Annotated in this window: 9 protein-coding genes; 7 read left to right on the forward strand and 2 right to left on the reverse strand. The window is 46.3% G+C overall.

The features are described from left to right. Positions 1-186: 186 nt before the first annotated feature. From HMPREF0670_RS12770 to cas9, 7 genes are all read left to right on the forward strand, one after another. Positions 187-3,279: a SusC/RagA family TonB-linked outer membrane protein gene (locus HMPREF0670_RS12770; protein WP_009231570.1), complete on the forward strand. Its 3,093-nt coding sequence runs from the start codon at positions 187-189 to the stop codon at positions 3,277-3,279. Between the two features lie 29 nt (positions 3,280-3,308). Continuing rightward, a complete protein-coding gene (locus HMPREF0670_RS12775) occupies positions 3,309-4,931 on the forward strand; it encodes a RagB/SusD family nutrient uptake outer membrane protein (RefSeq protein WP_044078305.1) in 1,623 nt (540 codons plus the stop codon). A gap of 17 nt (positions 4,932-4,948) precedes the next feature. Further along, positions 4,949-5,707, forward strand: a complete 759-nt coding sequence (locus HMPREF0670_RS12780; RefSeq protein WP_009231572.1) for a DUF4843 domain-containing protein — start codon at positions 4,949-4,951, stop codon at positions 5,705-5,707. A 24-nt stretch (positions 5,708-5,731) separates the two neighbouring features. Further along, positions 5,732-7,417 carry a PKD-like family lipoprotein gene (locus HMPREF0670_RS12785; protein ID WP_009231573.1) on the forward strand — a complete coding sequence of 562 codons (1,686 nt, stop codon included), beginning with the start codon at positions 5,732-5,734 and terminating at the stop codon, positions 7,415-7,417. A gap of 73 nt (positions 7,418-7,490) precedes the next feature. Further along, positions 7,491-8,588, forward strand: coding sequence for a hypothetical protein (locus HMPREF0670_RS12790; RefSeq protein ID WP_232213930.1), 1,098 nt, complete (start codon positions 7,491-7,493; stop codon positions 8,586-8,588). Positions 8,589-9,105: 517 nt separating this feature from the next. Further along, positions 9,106-11,946 (forward strand): M16 family metallopeptidase, encoded by a 2,841-nt coding sequence (locus HMPREF0670_RS12800; protein WP_044078308.1) that lies wholly within the window; start codon positions 9,106-9,108, stop codon positions 11,944-11,946. A gap of 1,534 nt (positions 11,947-13,480) precedes the next feature. After that, complete coding sequence (cas9, locus tag HMPREF0670_RS12805) at positions 13,481-15,262, forward strand: type II CRISPR RNA-guided endonuclease Cas9 (protein ID WP_009231576.1); 1,782 nt, start codon at positions 13,481-13,483, stop codon at positions 15,260-15,262. Positions 15,263-15,461: 199 nt separating this feature from the next. On the opposite strand, the gene HMPREF0670_RS12810 is transcribed toward cas9, so the two are convergent. Both HMPREF0670_RS12810 and HMPREF0670_RS12815 read right to left on the reverse strand, forming a co-directional pair. Further along, complete coding sequence (locus HMPREF0670_RS12810; protein WP_009231577.1) at positions 15,462-17,138, reverse strand: ATP-dependent helicase; 1,677 nt, start codon at positions 17,136-17,138, stop codon at positions 15,462-15,464. Beyond that, complete coding sequence (locus HMPREF0670_RS12815) at positions 17,123-19,168, reverse strand: AAA family ATPase (RefSeq protein WP_009231578.1); 2,046 nt, start codon at positions 19,166-19,168, stop codon at positions 17,123-17,125. Before HMPREF0670_RS12815 ends, HMPREF0670_RS12810 begins: the two co-directional genes overlap by 16 nt. Positions 19,169-19,188: the final 20 nt, after the last annotated feature.

The raw sequence follows: 19,188 nt of genomic DNA on the forward strand, positions 1-19,188 counted from the left end.
GCCGCAACACTCCTATATAATATATAGGCATAAAAGGCGGCTAAATATGGACCTAAAAAGGCGGCGGCGGAACAGAAACCTTAACGATGAAACCCGAACGTCTTAATCAACCATCGAATAACTAACACTAAACAAGAAACAAAAGGGTTAAATAACAAATTTACAAACTCGAAAATTGTAATACCTATGCGTAGAAACTTATCAAGACCAGCGAACGTGATGTTCTGGCTCATGGCATTGTTGCTGTGTTGGAGCCAGGCGCATGCACAAGGCCCGGGCTCAACGGGCAACATTACGATTGAAGGCATAGTAATCGACAACAACACGAACGAACCCGTTGTGGGCGCCACGGTGAAACTTAAAGACGGAACCAAGGGCACGGTTACGTCGGCCGACGGGAAGTTCGTGATGACAGGCTTGTCGGTTGGCAATGTGGTTCACGTTAGTTTTATCGGTTTCAAGCCACGCCAGTTTACCGTGGGCAAGAAACGATTTGTAACAGTTTATCTGGAAGACGATGCCAACCAGCTGGACCAGGTGGTGGTTACGGGGTTTCAGAAACTGAAGAAAAACAGTTTTACGGGTACGGCCACGGTGGTGACCGGCGACGAGTTGCGAAAGGTAAACGTAAAGGATGCCGTGAAGGCCTTGGAGGCTTTCGACCCTTCTTTCCGTATTATCGACCGCGGCGGATTTGGTTCGGACCCCAACCACATCAACGAAATCAACATCCGCGGTGCATCAAACATCCAACGCCAGGAGTTCGATGCCAACGGCCAAGCGCTGGAACGGCGCACCAACCTTTTGGGAAACCCCAACATGCCCATCTTCATGCTCGACGGATTCGAGGTGCCTGTACAGAAAATCTACGACATGGACATCAACCGCATCCAAAGTATGACTATCCTCAAAGACGCGGCAGCCACGGCACTCTACGGCTCGCGCGCGGCAAACGGCGTGGTGGTGGTAACGTCCGTTCCCCCGAAAGTAGGCGAGATACGCATCGATTACAACACTACCCTGGAACTAACCTTCCCCGACCTGTCGGACTATAACCTGACTAATGCAGCTGAAAAACTACAAGTGGAGCAAGACGCAGGTATTTATACGGCATCCAACAAGGTGGATCAGGTGGAGAAAGACATCGAGTTTAACAACAAGCTGAACGAGGTGCGCCGTGGTGTTAACACCGATTGGTTGTCGCGTCCATTGCGCAACACCGCCAACTGGCGTAATTCATTGAATGTTTCGGGTGGTGTAAACTCCATTCGTTATGGCATAGACTTGAACTATGATAAGAACGGCGGTGTAATGAAAGGCTCGTATCGTAATCGTTGGGGTGCAGGCATGACGCTCGATTATCGCTTGCACGAATGGCTTCAGATACAAAATCAAGCAACGATAAACCGTACTACATACGAAGATTCTCCATACGGAAGTTTCGGAACCTATTCAACTTACATGCCCTATGAGGCAATTTATGGAGAAGACGGAGAACTGTTGAAGAACTTACCGATGTCGAAGAAGGCTAATCCGCTTTGGCAGCAGCAAAACCTAGCGAACTATTCGGGTAGAGGTGGTATTACCGACTTTACCGACAATTTTGCACTGAATGTGTATTTTACTCCCTCGCTTTACTTCCGCGGGTCGTTCAGTGTAACCCAGAGAACCACGGATAACAATGCTTTTGTAGATCCTAAAGATTCTAGGTTTAAGGCATCCAGTGCCAACAGGAAAGGTACGCTGACCATCTCTGAACAGGAAGATTTGAGTTGGAGTAGCAAAGGGGAAGTGCATTTTAACCAACGATTAGATAAGCATTTCATCAATTTAACAGGAGCGGTAGACTTGCAAGAGCAGATAGCCAGAACTAAAGGTCGTCGTTATGAGGGTTTTAGCCTAGGACAACTAGACACGCCCATTTATGCAGCGCAGCAAGATGGTAAGGCAGGCGACTCAAAAACGACGATTAGAACTGTGGGTTGGCTGGGCGCCTTGAACTATACTTATAATGAGATATACCTTTTAGATGCCTCTTTCCGTTTCGACGGTTCCTCGCAATTTAGTTCGAAGAAACGTTTTGCACCATTCGCTTCCATTGGTTTGGGTGTCAATGTGCACAATTATCCCTTCATGAAAAAGTTCCCATGGGTTAACTCTCTTCGCTTCAGGGGTACTTATGGAAGTACAGGTAAGGTAACATTCTCGCGTTTCGACGTGATAAGCAGCTATAATGTGGATACGAAATCGTGGTATTACACAGGGCCCGCAGTTACCTTAGCCACTATGGGTAACCCGGATTTGACATGGGAATTGAACAAGACACTAGACTTGGGTTTCTCTTTCGAACTATTTAAGAGGCGACTTTTCTTCGAGGCCACCTACTATCATAAGGCCACTGACAGGACAATCGACCAGATAAAGATTCGTCCTTCGTCTGGATTTAGCAGTTATAGCGGCAATGCTGGCGGCGTGTTGAACGAAGGTGTGGAATTGAAAACCAACGTTACGGTTTACCGCGACCGCGATCTCTCTGTGGTGTTTAACGCAAACCTAGCTTCGAACAAGAACCGCATAACCAAGCTTAACTCTTCGATAGAAGACTATAACAAGCGCATACGCGAGAATAACAAGACCGAAAATGGCGGTAGGGGCGGATCGCTTCCACCCATACTCTATTATGTAGGCGCTTCCACCACGGCCATCTATGCCGTTCCTTCGTTGGGAATAGATCCCGCAACAGGTGTGGAACTGTTCCGCAAGAAGGATGGGACAATAACCAAGGAGTGGAATCAAGACGATATGCAGGTTTGTGGCGACCTTAATCCCGATGTGCAAGGATCGTTCGGTGTGAATGTGGCCTACAAGGGGTTTTACCTAAACACCTCGTTTAAGTACGCCTATGGTGGGCAGGCATATAACCATACGCTTGTTTCGAAAGTGGAAAATGCCAAGATAAAGGATGAGAATGTAGACCGCCGCATCCTTACCGAGCGATGGCGTAAGGTGGGTGATGTATCAGCTTTCTACGGAATCAGACAGAATGCTGTGACTAATGCCACATCGCGTTTTATCCAAAACGACAACTACGTTTATTTTAATAGCTTAACGTTGGGTTATGATTTTCCCAAGGCTATCACCTCGAAGTTAAAGCTGAATGCCTTATCGTTAACATTCAACGCCTCGGATTTGGCCAGATGGAGCACGGTGAGGGTAGAACGCGGACTCTCTTACCCATACGCGCACACCTATAGTATCGGCTTGCGCGCCAGTTACTAACAACGTATCAATATTAAAAGACAAAGCGTATGAAACGTTCGATATATTTTCTGATTACATCGGCAATGCTAAGCCTTGTGTTTGGCAGTTGCAACGATTGGCTCACTGTGCCTGTAGACGGTAAGTCTACATCGACCGAACTCTACACAGGGTCGGATGGATATAGGTCGTCGCTCAATGGCATTTATAAAGGATTGGCAGTGGATGAGCTGTATGGATTACAACTGCAATACGGCGTTATCGACTTTTTCTCTAACCAATACCGCAACGACCTCCGAGAAGACGAGCAGAGCAGCACCATCTTCATTGCTGCTGGTAAACGCGAGTTTAAGAATGTGGCCTTGCAACCAGTGCTTAATAGTATGTGGATGACGGCCTATAACAGAATAGCCGCCGCCAATGACCTTATCGACAACGTGTCGAAAGCAAGTGATTCGAAGTTTAGGCAAGGGGAGATGGAACGCAAAGTGATATATGGTGAGGCTTTGGCCATAAGGGCATTGCTGCATTTTGACATGCTCAGGCTCTTTGCTCCCGCACCTGTTAACGACGATGGACAGGCTTACATACCCTACATCACCACCTTCCCTGAGGTTCTAGGTGCGCATGTTCCCGTAAAGGTGTCTTTGGACATGGTGATCAAAGATTTGGAAGACGCACGCGAACTAGTGAAACTTTACGACTTTTCACCCTTGGGCATGAGTGCTAATGCTTCGGGGAAAGCTCGCTTTTATAATAATCTTGAGTATGGAATGGAAGGCTATGGAAAGACTGAAGACCTTGACGAGTTTTTCTTAGGTCGTGGCTACCGCTTCTCCTATTGGGCCATAACAGGACTCTTGGCAAGGGCTTACCAGTATAAAGCAGCCTACGACGCCTCGTTCTACGAGAAGGCAAAGATACTTGCACAAGAAGTACTTGATGCCAAGTGCACTGATGCTAAAGGCGGAACCAGTTATAGCCCTTTCAAAAATGAGGACTTTAATGGGTTTGCCTATGCACAAGACCCTGAACAAATGAGAGATGTCCGCATGGTTGGCAACCTCTTACTTGGAATTTACAGGGACAACGAAGCCGAGGCGAAACTTTCGGGAATAGAGGCTAGTTTCCCTCGTGAGAAGAAGTCGCCGGCACAATATAGTTTCTGTGCTGTAGATGTAGATGGGCAAGACATCTTTAAGACAGCAGGTGGAGTGGATGAATCGAAAGACGACATACGCTGTTTAAGGTTGCTCTACAAACCCATAAACTCTTACAACATCTTGCTTTCCACCAAATGGTATGTCAAGACAAGAGATACTGACGAACGCAAACGCACGTTGAACATCTTCCCGATATTGCGCACATCTGAGATGCGATTCATCATAGCCGAGGCTTTGGCAAGGAACAAAGAGTATGACAAAGCATACGAAATCCTTAATGAGATGCGTAGAAACAGAGGCTTACGTAATGGCGACTTGCCTACGCAGGCATCGTTGGACGGTTTCTTGAAAGACCTGGTGCGCGAGGGACAACGCGAATGGATTAGCGAAGGCCAATTGTTCTACCTATACAAAAGGCTGAACTTTGAAGTGAAACGGGACGACGGCACAAAAGCTCCCTTTAAGAAAGAAGAGTGCGTGGTGCCATTGCCCATTGAGGAATTAAGATAACCCTTAACGTTTTGTTTATGAAAAGATTATTTTATTTTATCCCCTTGACCATATTGGCCTTGTTGGTGGGCTGTAAGGAAGATGCGCTACTAACATTCGGGGACGACAGATACGTCTATTTCGAGAAGTTCTATCGAGATGCAGTAGCTCCTGGTACAGAGAAAGCCGACTCTACTATGGCGTCGTTCTTTTTCTACAACGACGATGTTAACAGCATTGACGCCCTATTGGAAGTGCATATAGCTGGGCGAAACCTCACACACGATGAAACCTTCAAGCTGCGTGTGGTGCCAGAAGAAACCACTGCCAAGCCAGAGGAGTATGAAATAAAGGACATTTATACCTTCCGTGCACGTGAGGCCGCACCTAATGCAACCAACAGAAACGACACCATTGCCATTAAGATGCATCGCTCAACCCGTTTGAAAGATTTCCCACATGGGTTAAGGCTGATGGTGGAATTGGTTCCACAAGGCGCACTTCAATTGGGACAAAGTGAAAGGATTAGGGCTTTGGTGGTGCTCACGCGCGATGCCATTAAACCAAAATGGTGGAAAGATGAAGTAGAGACAAACCTTTTGGGCACCTATTCGAGCAAAAAGTACAAACTCTTTGTGACACATATAGACACCAAGCTAATCTTCGATGGCGAATTGGTGAAGAGAAATCCTGCAAAGGCAATCCTGCTAGTGAGAAACTTTAAAAGGTGGCTGGCCGAACATCCAAAGGAAGCCGTAGAGGAAGATGGCGTAACGCCGATAACAGTAAATGTATAGTGTTGCACTTAAAAAAACAGAGTTATGAAAAGGATTAAACATTTCATGATATGGCTGAGCGTTCCCCTTTTATTGGGAGCTTGTTTCAGCGACGAGGGAAACTATGAATACGAGTCTCTCAAACCTCCAACGTGGACACGTGATTTCATGAGTAGCCCAATACAGATTTCTGTTAGGGAAGGAAGACCCATAAGGATAGACGGAACGAAGTGCTTTAATTGGGGTAAACTCGACTCGTTGCAACGCAGTGGGGAAGTGCGCTACGAATGGCGCTACTATGGGAAAGTTTTCTGTACAGACTTGAAAGCCGAAATTCCTTACGAAGAGTTTATGAAACGGTGTGGGTTGGAAGAAATGCCCATCTCTGATTATGAGCGCGGCGACTTTGCCATTATCGAGAAATCCACAGGCGTTAGCTTTAAGGTGAAGACAACTTTTTATTTCCATGCGCAGATAGACGAGGCTGACTTCCTTATCTATTCGGCAAAGTCACCCAACGAGCCACATGTAGGAAAGGTTAACGTAATGCGCCTAGACTATTCGCGTGACCCTAAGACGGGCGGATATGTTTCCGATTTTGTATTGAGCGACCGCCATTTCTCACAAGATTTGCCTGGTACGCCCAAACAATTAGACCTTTCTGCAGCAAAGAACGTGAGCCTTGTTGGGTCGGCAACGGCCATTACCGAAGAAGGCGATGCGTATGTGCTCAATTCGGCCAACTTGCAAAAGGTCTGGGATATGAGTTCGCAATTCGATGAAGGAACCCCCGCAGACTTTAAGGTTAGTTCGCGTAAGGACCAAGACGGTGGTGGAACAGACTCGTACGCCTTTTCATGGGTGGCAACAAAAGACGGACGTGTCTTTACTAGACAGTTTGGCAGGAACTATCTAGGGGGTAAATTCATCACAGAGCCTTACTACCTAGACTCGCTGGGATATAAGATTACGCAGTTTGGACATACCTGTTGGGGTATAACGAACATTCCTTGTTACGACGAGAAAAACAAGCGTGTGCTTATTGCAACAAGCTTACAGAACGGTGCATACGGCTCTTACCGAAGCTATATGACCACGCTCTACAAGGACGGATGGAAGGGTGTACCCGTAATGAAGATGCCCGACGACACAAAAGTGTACTATCTAACGTTAATGAACGGCGACCAATATTGGGACAACAATGCAAATAGCTGGTTCCAGATATACTATAATACGGGTGGTAAGTCGATGGTTGGTACATTCGCCGTGGACAATCGTGGACGACGACTAAATGAACCTAACTCGTACACAAGACCATACGAGGTGACTGGCCATTTGTTTAATAAGGAAACAGTTTTCCTCGTCGCAGCAGGAACACGCCTTACGAATTCAAGTTCAAAGGCTTATATCGACCTTTTCTCCGAAGGAAAAGAGGTGTATGGAATTAAGCGCAGCGGTTTGGGCTGGCCTGGCCAATTTGATTACGAGATAATAAAACTTCCGCTTAAGGGTATAACATCGAAGATAACGAGTATGACTTACAACCGCGATGACCTATTAAGTGGTTCTAATTATCACGACTTAGTGATTGGTTGTGAGAATGGCGACATCTTGGTTTACGAGGCTGAAGAATTGTTGAACCCTTCATTCAGAAAGAAATTAAATGTGGGTGGTAAGGTGGTTGCCATTAAGCAGCTTGGACTTATCCGCGCCACAGTAGACATGTATTAAAAACACAACACGGCCATCCCCTTACCCAAGGTGGTGGGGTGGCCGCAAAACAAAAACAGATAAAATGCAGAACATGATGGTTTTAAAGAGAAGTGCCGGCGCACTGATGATGCTGTTGGCTGGCGCGTTTGCCGTGCAAGCGCAAAGTGTAGATAAGGTAAGCCTTAACGTTAGCGTGGCCAACAAGGGTGGCGCGCCAACTGTTACGCTCAAAAAGTCGGCCGAATGCCAAGCGTATTGTCTTGCGCTGTTCACATCAGACATTGCCGGCATCATCAAAGACGAGGTTGTTGACGGATATTTCACGGGTCAGAAGAAACCCCGATACACCGACAACGTCAAAGATAAGAAACTGGTAGACTACGGATTGGTGGTTGTTCCGGAGAAAGAATACACCCTCATCGCCCTTGGCTATGGCAAGGACGGCAAGCCCGGCAAGGTGTCTCGCACGCAGTTTACCGCTCCTCGCAGACAAGGTTTCGCCTCGGCGCAGGTGCTGGCACAGGTAATGAACATCGGACCCGACAGCGTTACGGTGAAGTTTACGCCCAACACCGACGTGGCTGGCTACGCCTTATGCCAGTTTGAGGGTGGAACCATCGAACAAACCGTGAAAGAACACGGCCCCATGATGGGTTTCTCTAACGCTTACGACATGATTAAGCAGTTCAGCGGCAAAGACTACACCACCGAAAAGCAACACACTTGGCGCGAGATGGTGCCCGATGCCAATTACGAAATCTGCGTGTTGCCATGGGATAAGAATGGCGTTTTCCAAGAGATAACCAAGGTTCCCGTTACCACGAAAAAGCTTGGCGGACCCGGCGAAGCCACAGTCGACATAAAGATTGGCGAATTTGGCGGTAGTAAGAAAGGCGGCTACTATCAAGATGTAGTGTACTCGCCCAACGACCAAGCATCGTTGCACCGCGACATCATCATCACCGAAGAGGCCTTTAACAAACCCGACATGGGCAACATCGGTGTTATCAAGATGCTGCAAACCGACCATCCCAAAGACATTTACTGGAACCAATACCGCGTGGACAGGGCAAGATGGAACGCTACACCGCTCACCACCTACTACGCTTGCTCGATGGCTAAGAACGTAGACGGCAAGTGGGGCGAACTTAAAAAGGTGAAGTTCACTACGCCTGCCGCAAAAGAATAACGCGAAATCTATAAACCGCTCTTGATGGAACCTTGATTTTAGCTGGCATACTTTGCTCATTGCTAGGTGGTTCATGGCAATCGTGTACCCCTAGCCGTGAGCAAATGGTGCCCGCCTAGGCAAGGTATGGAATAAATGGGCGGCAACGAACAATCGCAAGATGGCATTTCGGGGTAGCTTAAAGCCGGTTCTAAAATGCCAATAAAGTTTATTTCAGGAGCCAGCCTTTGTAAATAACGGCAGCCCTATTCGATAAAAGAGCATATCCAGAACATGCCTTAAACCCCAAACTAAATAGCAGGTAGGACGAACCGCCCTCGGCGCATTTCTCCTCCATCTCGGCATCTCGCGCTATCCAAACTATACATAACCTAGGGGCATTTCCTAACACTTTCGCCCCCATAACCTTGCGGATGCCGAACGAGATGCAGCTGGGGCGGGCCTGCCGTGCTACGTTTGTCGAGGGTAAACCGATGACTTAACATCGCTAACAAGTAACCGATTTATTGAAACAAGAATGAGTAACCTAAAAACAATCCTGCGGGGCTGGGCACTCTTAGCCCTGCTTGTCCCCACTAACTTGCGTGGACAAGGCGTTAACCAGGCCCCACCCATCCCCGTGGACACCGCCGTAAGGATAGGCAAACTGCCCAACGGGCTGACCTATTACATACGCCATAACAACTGGCCAGAACATCGCGCCGACTTCTATATCGCACAGAAGGTGGGCTCGATACAAGAAGAAGAGAGCCAACGCGGACTGGCCCACTTCCTTGAACACATGTGTTTTAACGGAACAAAGCATTTCCCAGGCAACGAACTTATCCGTTACTTGGAAACGCTTGGCGTGAAGTTTGGCGGCGACCTCAATGCCTACACCTCCATCGACCAAACCGTTTACAACATATCCAACGTGCCTACCACGCGCCAGACGGCACTCGACTCGTGCTTGCTGATACTCAGCGACTGGGCAAATGCGCTCACACTCGACCCAACTGAGATTGACAAAGAGCGCGGAGTGATACACGAAGAGTGGCGCGAACGCACCGGAGCCACATCGCGTATGCTCGAACGCAACCTGCCTAAACTCTATTCTGGAACGAAGTACGGCGCGCGTTTCCCCATCGGACTGATGAGTGTGGTGGACAACTTCAAGCCCAAAGAGCTACGCGACTACTACGAAAAGTGGTATCATCCATCAAATCAGGGCATTATTGTGGTGGGCGACATCGACGTAGCCCACACCGAGGCCATGATTAAAAAGCTTTTCGGCCCATTGAAGAACCCCGACAACCAAGCGAAAGTGGTGGATGTGCCCGTACCCGACAACGAAGAACCCATCATCGTTGTGGATAAGGATAAGGAACAGGCCAACAGCTCGGTAGAAGTATCGTTCAAACACGAGGCCTGGCCCGACTCGCTCAAACGCAACGTAGACTATCTCTTGGCCAACTATGCCAAGAACATGGCCCTAGGCATGCTCAACGACCGCTATGCCGAGGCCGCACAAAACTCTACCAACTGTCCTTATTTGGGTGCATCGGCTGCCGATGGCAACTTCATCTTCGCCAAAACAAAGGGAGCCTTCACCATTAGTGCAACGCCGCGCGACATGGCTGGTACTGCCGCCGCATTGCAAGCCGCACTGGTTGAGGCCCTTCGCGCCGCCAAGTTTGGTTTCACCCAAAGCGAGTACGATCGCGCCAAGGCCAACTTGCTCAGTGCATTGGAAAAGGCGTACAATGGTCGCGACAAGCGTGGCAACGCCTCGTTTGCCGACGATTACAAAGGTCATTTCCTCTCGCAAGAACCCATTCCCGCCTTCGAAGACTATTACGAGATAATGAAACAGTTGGTGCCCAACATCCCGTTAACCGACATCAACGCCATTCTGCCGCAGCTGTTGCCCGAGACCGACCGCAATATGGTTATCATCAACTTCAACAACGAAAAGGAAGGCAACGTGTATCCTACGCCCGAATCCTTGTTGCAAGCAGTGCACGCCGCACGCCAAACCAAGGTAGAACCCTACGTTGATACGGTGAAGGAGGTTCCATTGATGACCAAGTTACCCCGTCCCGGCAAGATTGTCAAGGAGAAAAAGAATGCCGAACTGGGTTATACCGAGTTGAAACTGGCCAATGGCGTAACCGTTATCTTGAAGAAAACCGACTTTAAGAAAGACCAAGTGAACTTTGCCGCAAGCGCACATGGCGGCAAGTCGCTTTATGGTCCGAAAGACTACACCAACTTGGCCGTATTCAACGACATTGTGTCCATTAGTGGCTTAAGTGGATTCCGCAGTATGGAGTTACCCAAAATTCTTGCTGGCAAGATTGCAAGTGCCGGCCTTTCCATTGGCGATAAGTATATGGGCATGTCGGGTGGTTCGTCTAAGCGCGATGTCGAAACGATGTTGCAGCTGGCCCACCTGTATCTGTCGGGTGGCATCACCAAAGACGAACAAGCGTTTGCCACCCTGATGGACTCGTGGCGCACGGCACTTAAAAACCGCGCCCTCAACCACGACATTGCTTTCAACGACTCGCTCGTGGCCACGGTCTACGGCCATAACCCACGTCTTCGCCCCGTGTTGGAAACCGACCTGCCCGACATCAACTACGACCGCATACTGCAAATAGCACGCGAACGCACAAACAATGCCGCTGCATGGACGTTTAGTTTCATTGGCGACTTCGACGAACCGCAGCTCCGCAAGCTTATCTGTCGTTATCTCGGTTCGCTGCCCACTAAGGGAAAGGTGGTTAAAGGTCATCTCACCAGTTCGTTTGCCAAAGGTAAGATAGAGAATGTGTTCCGTCGTAAGATGGAAACACCCAAAGCAATGGCTTGCGTTATGTGGCACACCACCGACGTACCTTATTCGGTGGAGAATGCCGTACGTATGAACATGATTGGTCAAATTCTCTCTATGGTTTACATCAAGACAATCCGCGAAGACGCATCGGCAGCCTATTCGGTGTCGGCAGAAGGCGGAGCAACCATCGAAGGCGACTACCACGACTACTCCGTATTGGTTACTTGTCCTGTGAAACCAGAGAAACGCGACACGGCTATGGCCATCATCTATCGCGAGGCCGAGAACATGACGCGCACTTGCGATGCTGCCATGCTCGACAAGGTGAAAGAGTATATGCTTAAAAATGTGGCTAGTGCCGAGAAAACCAACGCTTATTGGAGTGGCGTTATCAACATGTATCGCCGCCACGGCATCAATATGCACACCCGTTATCGCGACATGATTAAGCAACAAACACCCGAAAAGCTGTGTACGCTGATGAAACAAATCTTGCAAAGCGGCAACCGCATCACCGTGGAAATGCTGCCGCAAGAGTAGAAAGACGTTTAAAGGTGAAAAGGTGTTTAAGGGTGAAAAGTTGAAAGGGTGAAAGGGTGAAAAAATGGCTTCGCCCACCGATGGACGAGTATAGTTGGGGCTAGTTTAACTAGAAAGCTGGCAGGCCTAAAATGCTAGCATGCCTAGTACAACTAGAAAACCCAGTATAACTAGCATGCCTAGAATAACTAGAACTCCTAGTACAGCTAGATAGACTAGCCCCACTAGCAAGCTAAACCAAATGCTTGGCAACCCGTTAACTTGTCAACTGGTTAACTTGTCAACTCTTCACCTCGTAACCCCATTCATCTTTAAGCGCGGATAAACGCCAAGAAATCATAGAGTGATGATAAAATGTTTGTGATTTTAATGGTTTGATGAATTAATGGAGAAACAAACTGGTTCGTAGACGAATAGGTTTATCAGAGAAGTTGCGGAGAAATAGTTGGTCTTCATGTCCCTTTTTGGGCAGAATTCTCTTACACTTCTTTGCTCCATTAATTCTTTTTCGGTCTTTCCTTGCGGTGTCTGCCATGCAACAAACACGGGAGAGCAGCCAATATCTCGACCATACGCAAAGCACAAATGGGCGTTTGCTAATTTATCCCTATGGTGGGTAAAGGGCGTTGAATGCAACGATTGTCTAAGTTAAGGGTTGGCAATTGCCCGTTCAATGGTCTTCCTGGCATAGGGACTTTTTATTTGGGTTTGTTTTAGTTAAACCCCAATCGGCCATTGTCGTCAAACAGAATAGGATTAGGAAAGCCATAGATACACCGTAAGCAGACCAAAGTGTTCCTTTGCCCCCGCTAAGGGTATGCTGATGCCATGCTATGCGCATCCTGCTAGTTACTAACAACAATTTTCCAAAAGCAACTCTGTTTGGCCATAAAGGTTGAAAAGCAAGGTGTTACGATAATCTTCCTTTGGTGCCGCGAATGTAAGCGGCGAGCTAACAATTTGCGTATATTCAGTGTTCCCTTTTTGGGGAAAATGAGGGCGAATATGCTAATGCCCCATTTGTGTTAAGCCCAAACTGTTCATTGTCCAGCACCCTTTCAATCTTCCATCTTTTCACCTTTTCACCTTTCCCATCTTTTCACCTTTAAAGGGCGAAGCCATTTTTTCACCTTTTCACCTTTTCACCTTTCCCTTCTTTCCACCCTTCCATCTTTCCACCTTTCCATCTTTTCACCCTTAAAGGGCGAAGTCATTTTTTCACCTTTTCACCCTTTCACCTTTAAAGGGCGAAGCCATTTTTTCACCCTTTCACCTTTTCACCCTTTCACCTTTTCACCCTTTCACCTTTCCCACCTTTCCGTCACCTCTTAAAACAAATAAGCCCCTCCGAAGAGGGGCAATAGGGACTGAGCCCTTCGGCATATAGCCTTATTGTGATAAGATGTAGAATATATCTTATTGCTGCAAAATTAACAAAAACATTTTGCCCTACCAAATAATTAATGTAATTTTACACCTAGATCCTAATGGGATAGTAAATAACAAGAAACAAACAACACCATAACTAACGATTATGAATACACGAATATTGGGCCTTGATACGGGTACAAACAGCCTTGCTTGGGCTGTGGTAGATAGAGATGCTAAGGGAAATTACACGTTGGTAAGACGTGGCGATGTTATCTTCACCGAAGGCGTAAATGTAGATGGGCAACCAGTACCCTCAAAAGCGGCCGTAAAATCCAAATACAAGTCATTGCGCGTGCAGTATGCCAGGCGGCGTCTGCGTAAGATAGATACCCTGAAAGTGTTGGTAAGTCTCGACCTATGCCCTTATCTTTCCGACCAACAGCTTAGCCAATGGAAAGCCAAGAAAACATATCCGCTCACCGATGACTTTATGCTTTGGCAGCGTTCGGGCAGTGCCGAAGAGAACAACCCTTACTATTGCCGCTATCGTTGCCTAACGCAAAAACTCGATCTTACCGATCAAAGTCAGCGTTTTCTTCTGGGTCGGGCATTTTATCATTTGGCGCAACGCCGTGGATTTCTTAGCAACAGGCTCGACACCACGTCCGATTCCGCCGAGTCGGGCAAGGTAAAATCGGGTATAGCCCAGCTTTCTGTAGAGATGGAAAAGGCTGGTTGCACCTTTCTAGGCGAGTATTTCTATCAACTCTACAAGCAACATGGCAACACCGTCAGGCTAAGGAGCCGATATACCGACAGGGAAGAACATTATATAAAGGAGTTCTTGGCCATCTGCGAAAAGCAAGAACTGGATGCCCAATGGGTTGAAAAGCTGCAAAGAGCCTTGTATTTCCAACGCCCGTTAAAGTCGCAACGCAAGGGTGTAGGCAAATGTACATTCGAACCTAAGAAACCCCGCTGTGCCGAATCGCACCCCGATTACGAAGCGTTCAGGATGCTCTGCATTCTCAACAACATTAAGATAAAAACCCCTAAAGACGTTTCATTACGACCGCTAAACGCGGAAGAACGTGAAAAGGTGTGGCCGCTGTTTTTCAGAAAGTCTAAGCCCAACTTCGATTTCGAGGACATTGCAAAGGCATTGGCAGGCAAAAACAACTACGCCTGGTATAAGGATGCAGGCGAAAAACCATTCAGGTTTAACTACCGCATGCACCAAGGTGTGTCGGGATGTCCTGTAACAGCGCAGCTGATAGACATCTTCGGCAGCGATTGGAAGGCAGGCATTGCCGAGACATACACGGCTGTTGGAAAGAAGAACGGCACAAAGACCATCGACGAAATGGCGGATGATGTATGGAATGTGCTTTATTCATTCTCGTCGAAAGACAAGTTAAAGGCTTTCGCCACCGACAAGTTACAACTCGATGAGGCTCGTGCCACGAAGTTTGCCAATGCCAAACTTCCGCATGGCTTTGCCGCGTTAAGTCTTAAGGCCATTCGCAACATCCTGCCTTTCTTGCGCCAAGGCTTCATCTACGCCCACGCCGTACTCTTGGCCAAGATACCCGACATCGTTACAGCGGCTGTTTGGGATGATGCCGACAAACGCGAGCAGATTCTTTCGGGGCTGCTGGAGGTAATCGAGAACTATAACCCCGATGACCGTGGCATTGAGGGTACGATAGACTTCTGCATTAAAAGTCACCTCCAAGATGTGGTCGACCTGCGCCCTGGTGCAGCCGATGCACTTTACCATCCCTCGATGATAGAGGCCTATCCCGATGCAAAGCTTAACAAGATGGGCGTGTTTCAGTTGGGCAGTCCCCGCACCAACGCCATCCGCAACCCTATGGCCATGCGCTCGTTGCACATATTGCGCAGCGTGGTTAACCTGCTTCTGCGCGATGGCATGTTATCCTAACTACACCCAAGGTTATGAATCTTGGGTGTAGCCTTTGGTATAAGAGAGTTCATTCGCTTCTATATATGTATGGACTCATCAGATCCTACCCGAAGTCCTGCTAGCTAAGCAGGACGGCATTGTCGTAACTGCCTATAGTGGAAATAACTAGAGTGTGGTGCAACTTTAAGCCTTCAAATCAAATCTGCACCGACCCCAATTAGCTATTATTGGGGAGAAGTATGTTTATTGGCATGCCTTCCAGTTGGATACGTTTTTCTGCACTCAATGTCGGTACACAGATAAACAAGCGATTTATTGCACGACTGGCAGCCACATAATATACCCGATGTGAGTTGTTGTCATTTAGGTTTGGTGACAACAGGAACTCTAAGTCTTTTTCCTCTTTCAGAACAACAAACACGTTATCATACTCCTCTCCTTTTGACTTATGGATGGTTTTATGCTTGTTATTTGAATCACCATACTTCACTCCAAGGGCAGCATCTGCGTACGTGTGGTTCTGATAGAAATCCCTGATTGCCGTGCCTTTTATCTTGGTCATTTTGACATGTAAATCATTTACCAGAAAATTGTAGAAATCCATCAGACTTCCGTCTTTGTAGTCTTTATAGCCATCCAGCAAGTATCTTAGAACCACGATGGTTTGAGTCCTATCGCGATCGATGATATCTAACTGATGCCAAGCATTTCGCAAGTCATTCATTCTTGTATATTCCACGGCCTTTATCAACGCCTTTATCACCTTCTGACGCTCTGCATTGCTATCAAAATCCATCCCTAATATATTCTCTACCTCCCGCACCCCGTTCTTTTTACGCATGGAATTGGCAAGTATGTTTTGAAAGGCAAGCGATTGTATTTCGTCAGTTCCACTCTTTTCTATACACTGTTGGTAACAGTTAAGCATATCACCGACAAGCAATTCTGGCATCATTCCTTCTGATCCATTCAGCCAGTCTTGCGAAAAATCAGTCCTGACAATATTCAGCAAGTCTATTATCTGCTTCGTGCTACGCCTATTCCCTCGTATTTCATACTCCTGCATTTCTGGAACAGTAAAGCTGTCAAATTGCTGCACTGTAGCACCTAGAAAATCATAGATTGATTGTGCTTTATCGCCAACCACTCCCACAATTACCCCCTCATTGCCTAACTTGGCTAGTAAGTCAATCACAAAAGGTATTGTATCTTGAAATTCATCCACGAAAATATATGGGTATCTAGCCTTTATCAATGTGTATATGTTGGGGTATCTCGAAAGCAGAATATGAGAAAAATACAAAATGTCATCAAAAGACATATACCCTCCACTCCATAGCCATCTTTTGAACCCCATATACCAGTCATTGCCCACATATCGTTTACCACTTTTTATCTTATAAACCTGTGGGTGATCAGGTTTGTAATGTTTGTACTCATGGTTTTCATAACGCCACATTGCCCTCTCCAATCCTTTCAGGTAGATTTTGGTATCTAACCATGATTTGCCAACTTTTTTTAGAACTAGTGCAGCTATTCCTTCTGACTTAAAATTAGAGTCATCTATAACCACAAGTTTATCTAACTTCAGCCCGAAGTCCTCAGCAATTAGATGAATATAGGGTTTTATCACATTTGCATACAAGAAACTATGGATGGTATATACCTCAACCACGTCATTCCCCATATTCAAACGTGAAGTGATCGTATCGATACCCACGTTGGTATAAGTGATACAAGCTACCTTTCTCACCACATCAAGTTTGTGACTATTTGACACCACTTTCTTGATATGGTTTATCAGCCAATGTGTCTTTCCTGCACCAGGCCCAGCAGTCACCTTAAATGGTTCGTCTATAGGTATAGTTTGTTCTGATTTTATGATAGTAGCCATTTTAATGCATCAATAATATATTGGGGAACATGAAACTCTTTTCTTTCTGCTTCTGGTTTCTCTAGGTTATCCATAAGCGTCACGTTTAGTTCCAGCGCATTACTGCCTTTTGAAACGGAGTTCAAATAACGCGATGCAAGTAAGGCTTTTCTCTTTTCTTCATCCTCCCACCCCGATTGGTCTATTGATGACTTTATACGTGTATTAGCCTCACTGTTTCGCATTTTACCCATCATCTTGTTCACATCCAGTTCTGCCATCATTGCTTTTATCTCGTCCCGATTGGACACAGAGTCAGTCAATAACAGTTCACAATTGGGATTCTCACGCATTAGGTCATACTCCAGCGTTTTTCCATACGTTACATCTTGCCTGTAGAACCTAATGTTAGGATGGACTACATATTGATCTACTTCTGTATCAGCATGATGCTTATAGTCGTAGTTGTCTGTATCTATATTGTACTCATATGGGTAACAAACTTCATAATTTTTGTCATCTCCTTTCTTTTTTCGACAGGGGTCAATATCAGTCAAGCAGACAATTTTCTTGTTGATGGTATATGGATTTTTCGTATCAAATAACTTTAGAAAGTGGTTGAAATAGCGACCTCCCATATTCACCACTAGCACATGCTCATCTGTAAGGTTCTTATTCAAATACCTGGCAAAGACTGGGAGCAGCAACTCCTCTGCAATGCCCTCGACAAAAATCAATCTGTTGGCAAAGAACATATCCGCTTTAGTTGCATCCAAAAATCTTTGAACATATTGCTTGGATACCATATCATTAGAGCTCTCTTCTTTATATATGGCACGTGGATAGCCAACATTGATCTGTCCCAACGCAGGTGAGGTTAAGCAAATTAAGTCATCCAGCTTTACCGCCGAGGCAATTTGGGTAGAATGTGAGGTCATGAATATCTGACGTACATGCCCATTCAAATTATTGTCCTGCAGAAACTTTAGGAACTTGTACTGCATGGCAGGATGCAAATGTGCTTCACATTCCTCTACAGCAAGGAATGAGAGTACTTTGGCATTGCGTTTCATGTAGGCAATGCTTCCGTCTGCCTGCATCTTTGCAAGCAAAAGCGACATATATATAAGATTGTTATACCCTAGCCCATTATATGTAGCTGGCACTTCTATACCAACAGCGTATTTGATAAACATTCTCAATACAGAGAACATCTCATTCTCTGTCACCGTTCCATCAAAATCTGGTTCGGCTCCATTAAATGTTGCGCCTGTATCAAGTGCGTACTTCAGAAATACGTTTTTCCCATCCTGTAACCTATCTTGTAAAGTTTGCATCAATGGCCTAGACTGTTGGACGAAATCATCTCTTAAGGCTTTTAATTGTTCCTTTATCTCATTCTCTGTCTTTGTGACATCATTCTTAACTGAGTAATCAATAAAGAAATTCAGCACATCCCTAAGGAGCGGATTATAACCTGCATATAGGTCATGACTGACATCGCGAATAGCATCAAGGAACTGGAAGTCAATCTGCCCCAACGTCTCATTGATGTTGATACCAGCAGCCTGATTACCTCCCGAGCGACTACTTTTATAGAGTCTGATGTAGTCTTGCTCTATAATCTTCCATATTTCTTTGGCTGTAATTGCGTTAGCAACATCTGCCTTATAGTTTTTCTCTTGGCTATCATCCAGTTTAAACTCGTATCTTAATTCAGCCTCTTCGCTTAATGCTGGGTCTGTCATCATATTGGCAAACAGCGCCATATCTGCTGAATCTAAGTTTTCATCTGCACTTCTACGTAAGACAAGAGTTATTTGGATCCGTGGTGACTGCCGTTGAAGCTCTGCCACATCTGTCTCATAAAATAAGTCACTGGTACCTAATCTATGACCATTACTATAGCTAAGCACTAACCCCATCGCACGGAGCAGGTTACTTTTACCGGTGTTATTATGACCTATTATAACATTCACTCCTTCATGAAAGGGTATTAAAGCTTCCTTAAAGCTTCGGAAGTTTAATATATTAATCTCCTTGATATACATACTATATTTCGTCTATACTA

This window comes from Prevotella sp. oral taxon 317 str. F0108, from assembly GCF_000162415.1.
GTDB classification, from domain to species: Bacteria; Bacteroidota; Bacteroidia; order Bacteroidales; family Bacteroidaceae; genus Prevotella; species Prevotella conceptionensis.

Excerpts from the sequence above, each read along its gene's own strand:
- HMPREF0670_RS12815 (WP_009231578.1), bottom strand. The coding sequence starts at position 19,168 with ATGTATATCAAGGAGATTAATATATTAAACTTCCGAAGCTTTAAGGAA.
- HMPREF0670_RS12800 (WP_044078308.1), top strand. The coding sequence starts at position 9,106 with ATGAGTAACCTAAAAACAATCCTGCGGGGCTGGGCACTCTTAGCCCTG.
- HMPREF0670_RS12775 (WP_044078305.1), top strand. The coding sequence starts at position 3,309 with ATGAAACGTTCGATATATTTTCTGATTACATCGGCAATGCTAAGCCTT.
- cas9 (WP_009231576.1), top strand. The coding sequence starts at position 13,481 with ATGAATACACGAATATTGGGCCTTGATACGGGTACAAACAGCCTTGCT.
- HMPREF0670_RS12810 (WP_009231577.1), bottom strand. The coding sequence starts at position 17,138 with ATGGCTACTATCATAAAATCAGAACAAACTATACCTATAGACGAACCA.
- HMPREF0670_RS12790 (WP_232213930.1), top strand. The coding sequence starts at position 7,491 with ATGATGGTTTTAAAGAGAAGTGCCGGCGCACTGATGATGCTGTTGGCT.
- HMPREF0670_RS12770 (WP_009231570.1), top strand. The coding sequence starts at position 187 with ATGCGTAGAAACTTATCAAGACCAGCGAACGTGATGTTCTGGCTCATG.
- HMPREF0670_RS12785 (WP_009231573.1), top strand. The coding sequence starts at position 5,732 with ATGAAAAGGATTAAACATTTCATGATATGGCTGAGCGTTCCCCTTTTA.
- HMPREF0670_RS12780 (WP_009231572.1), top strand. The coding sequence starts at position 4,949 with ATGAAAAGATTATTTTATTTTATCCCCTTGACCATATTGGCCTTGTTG.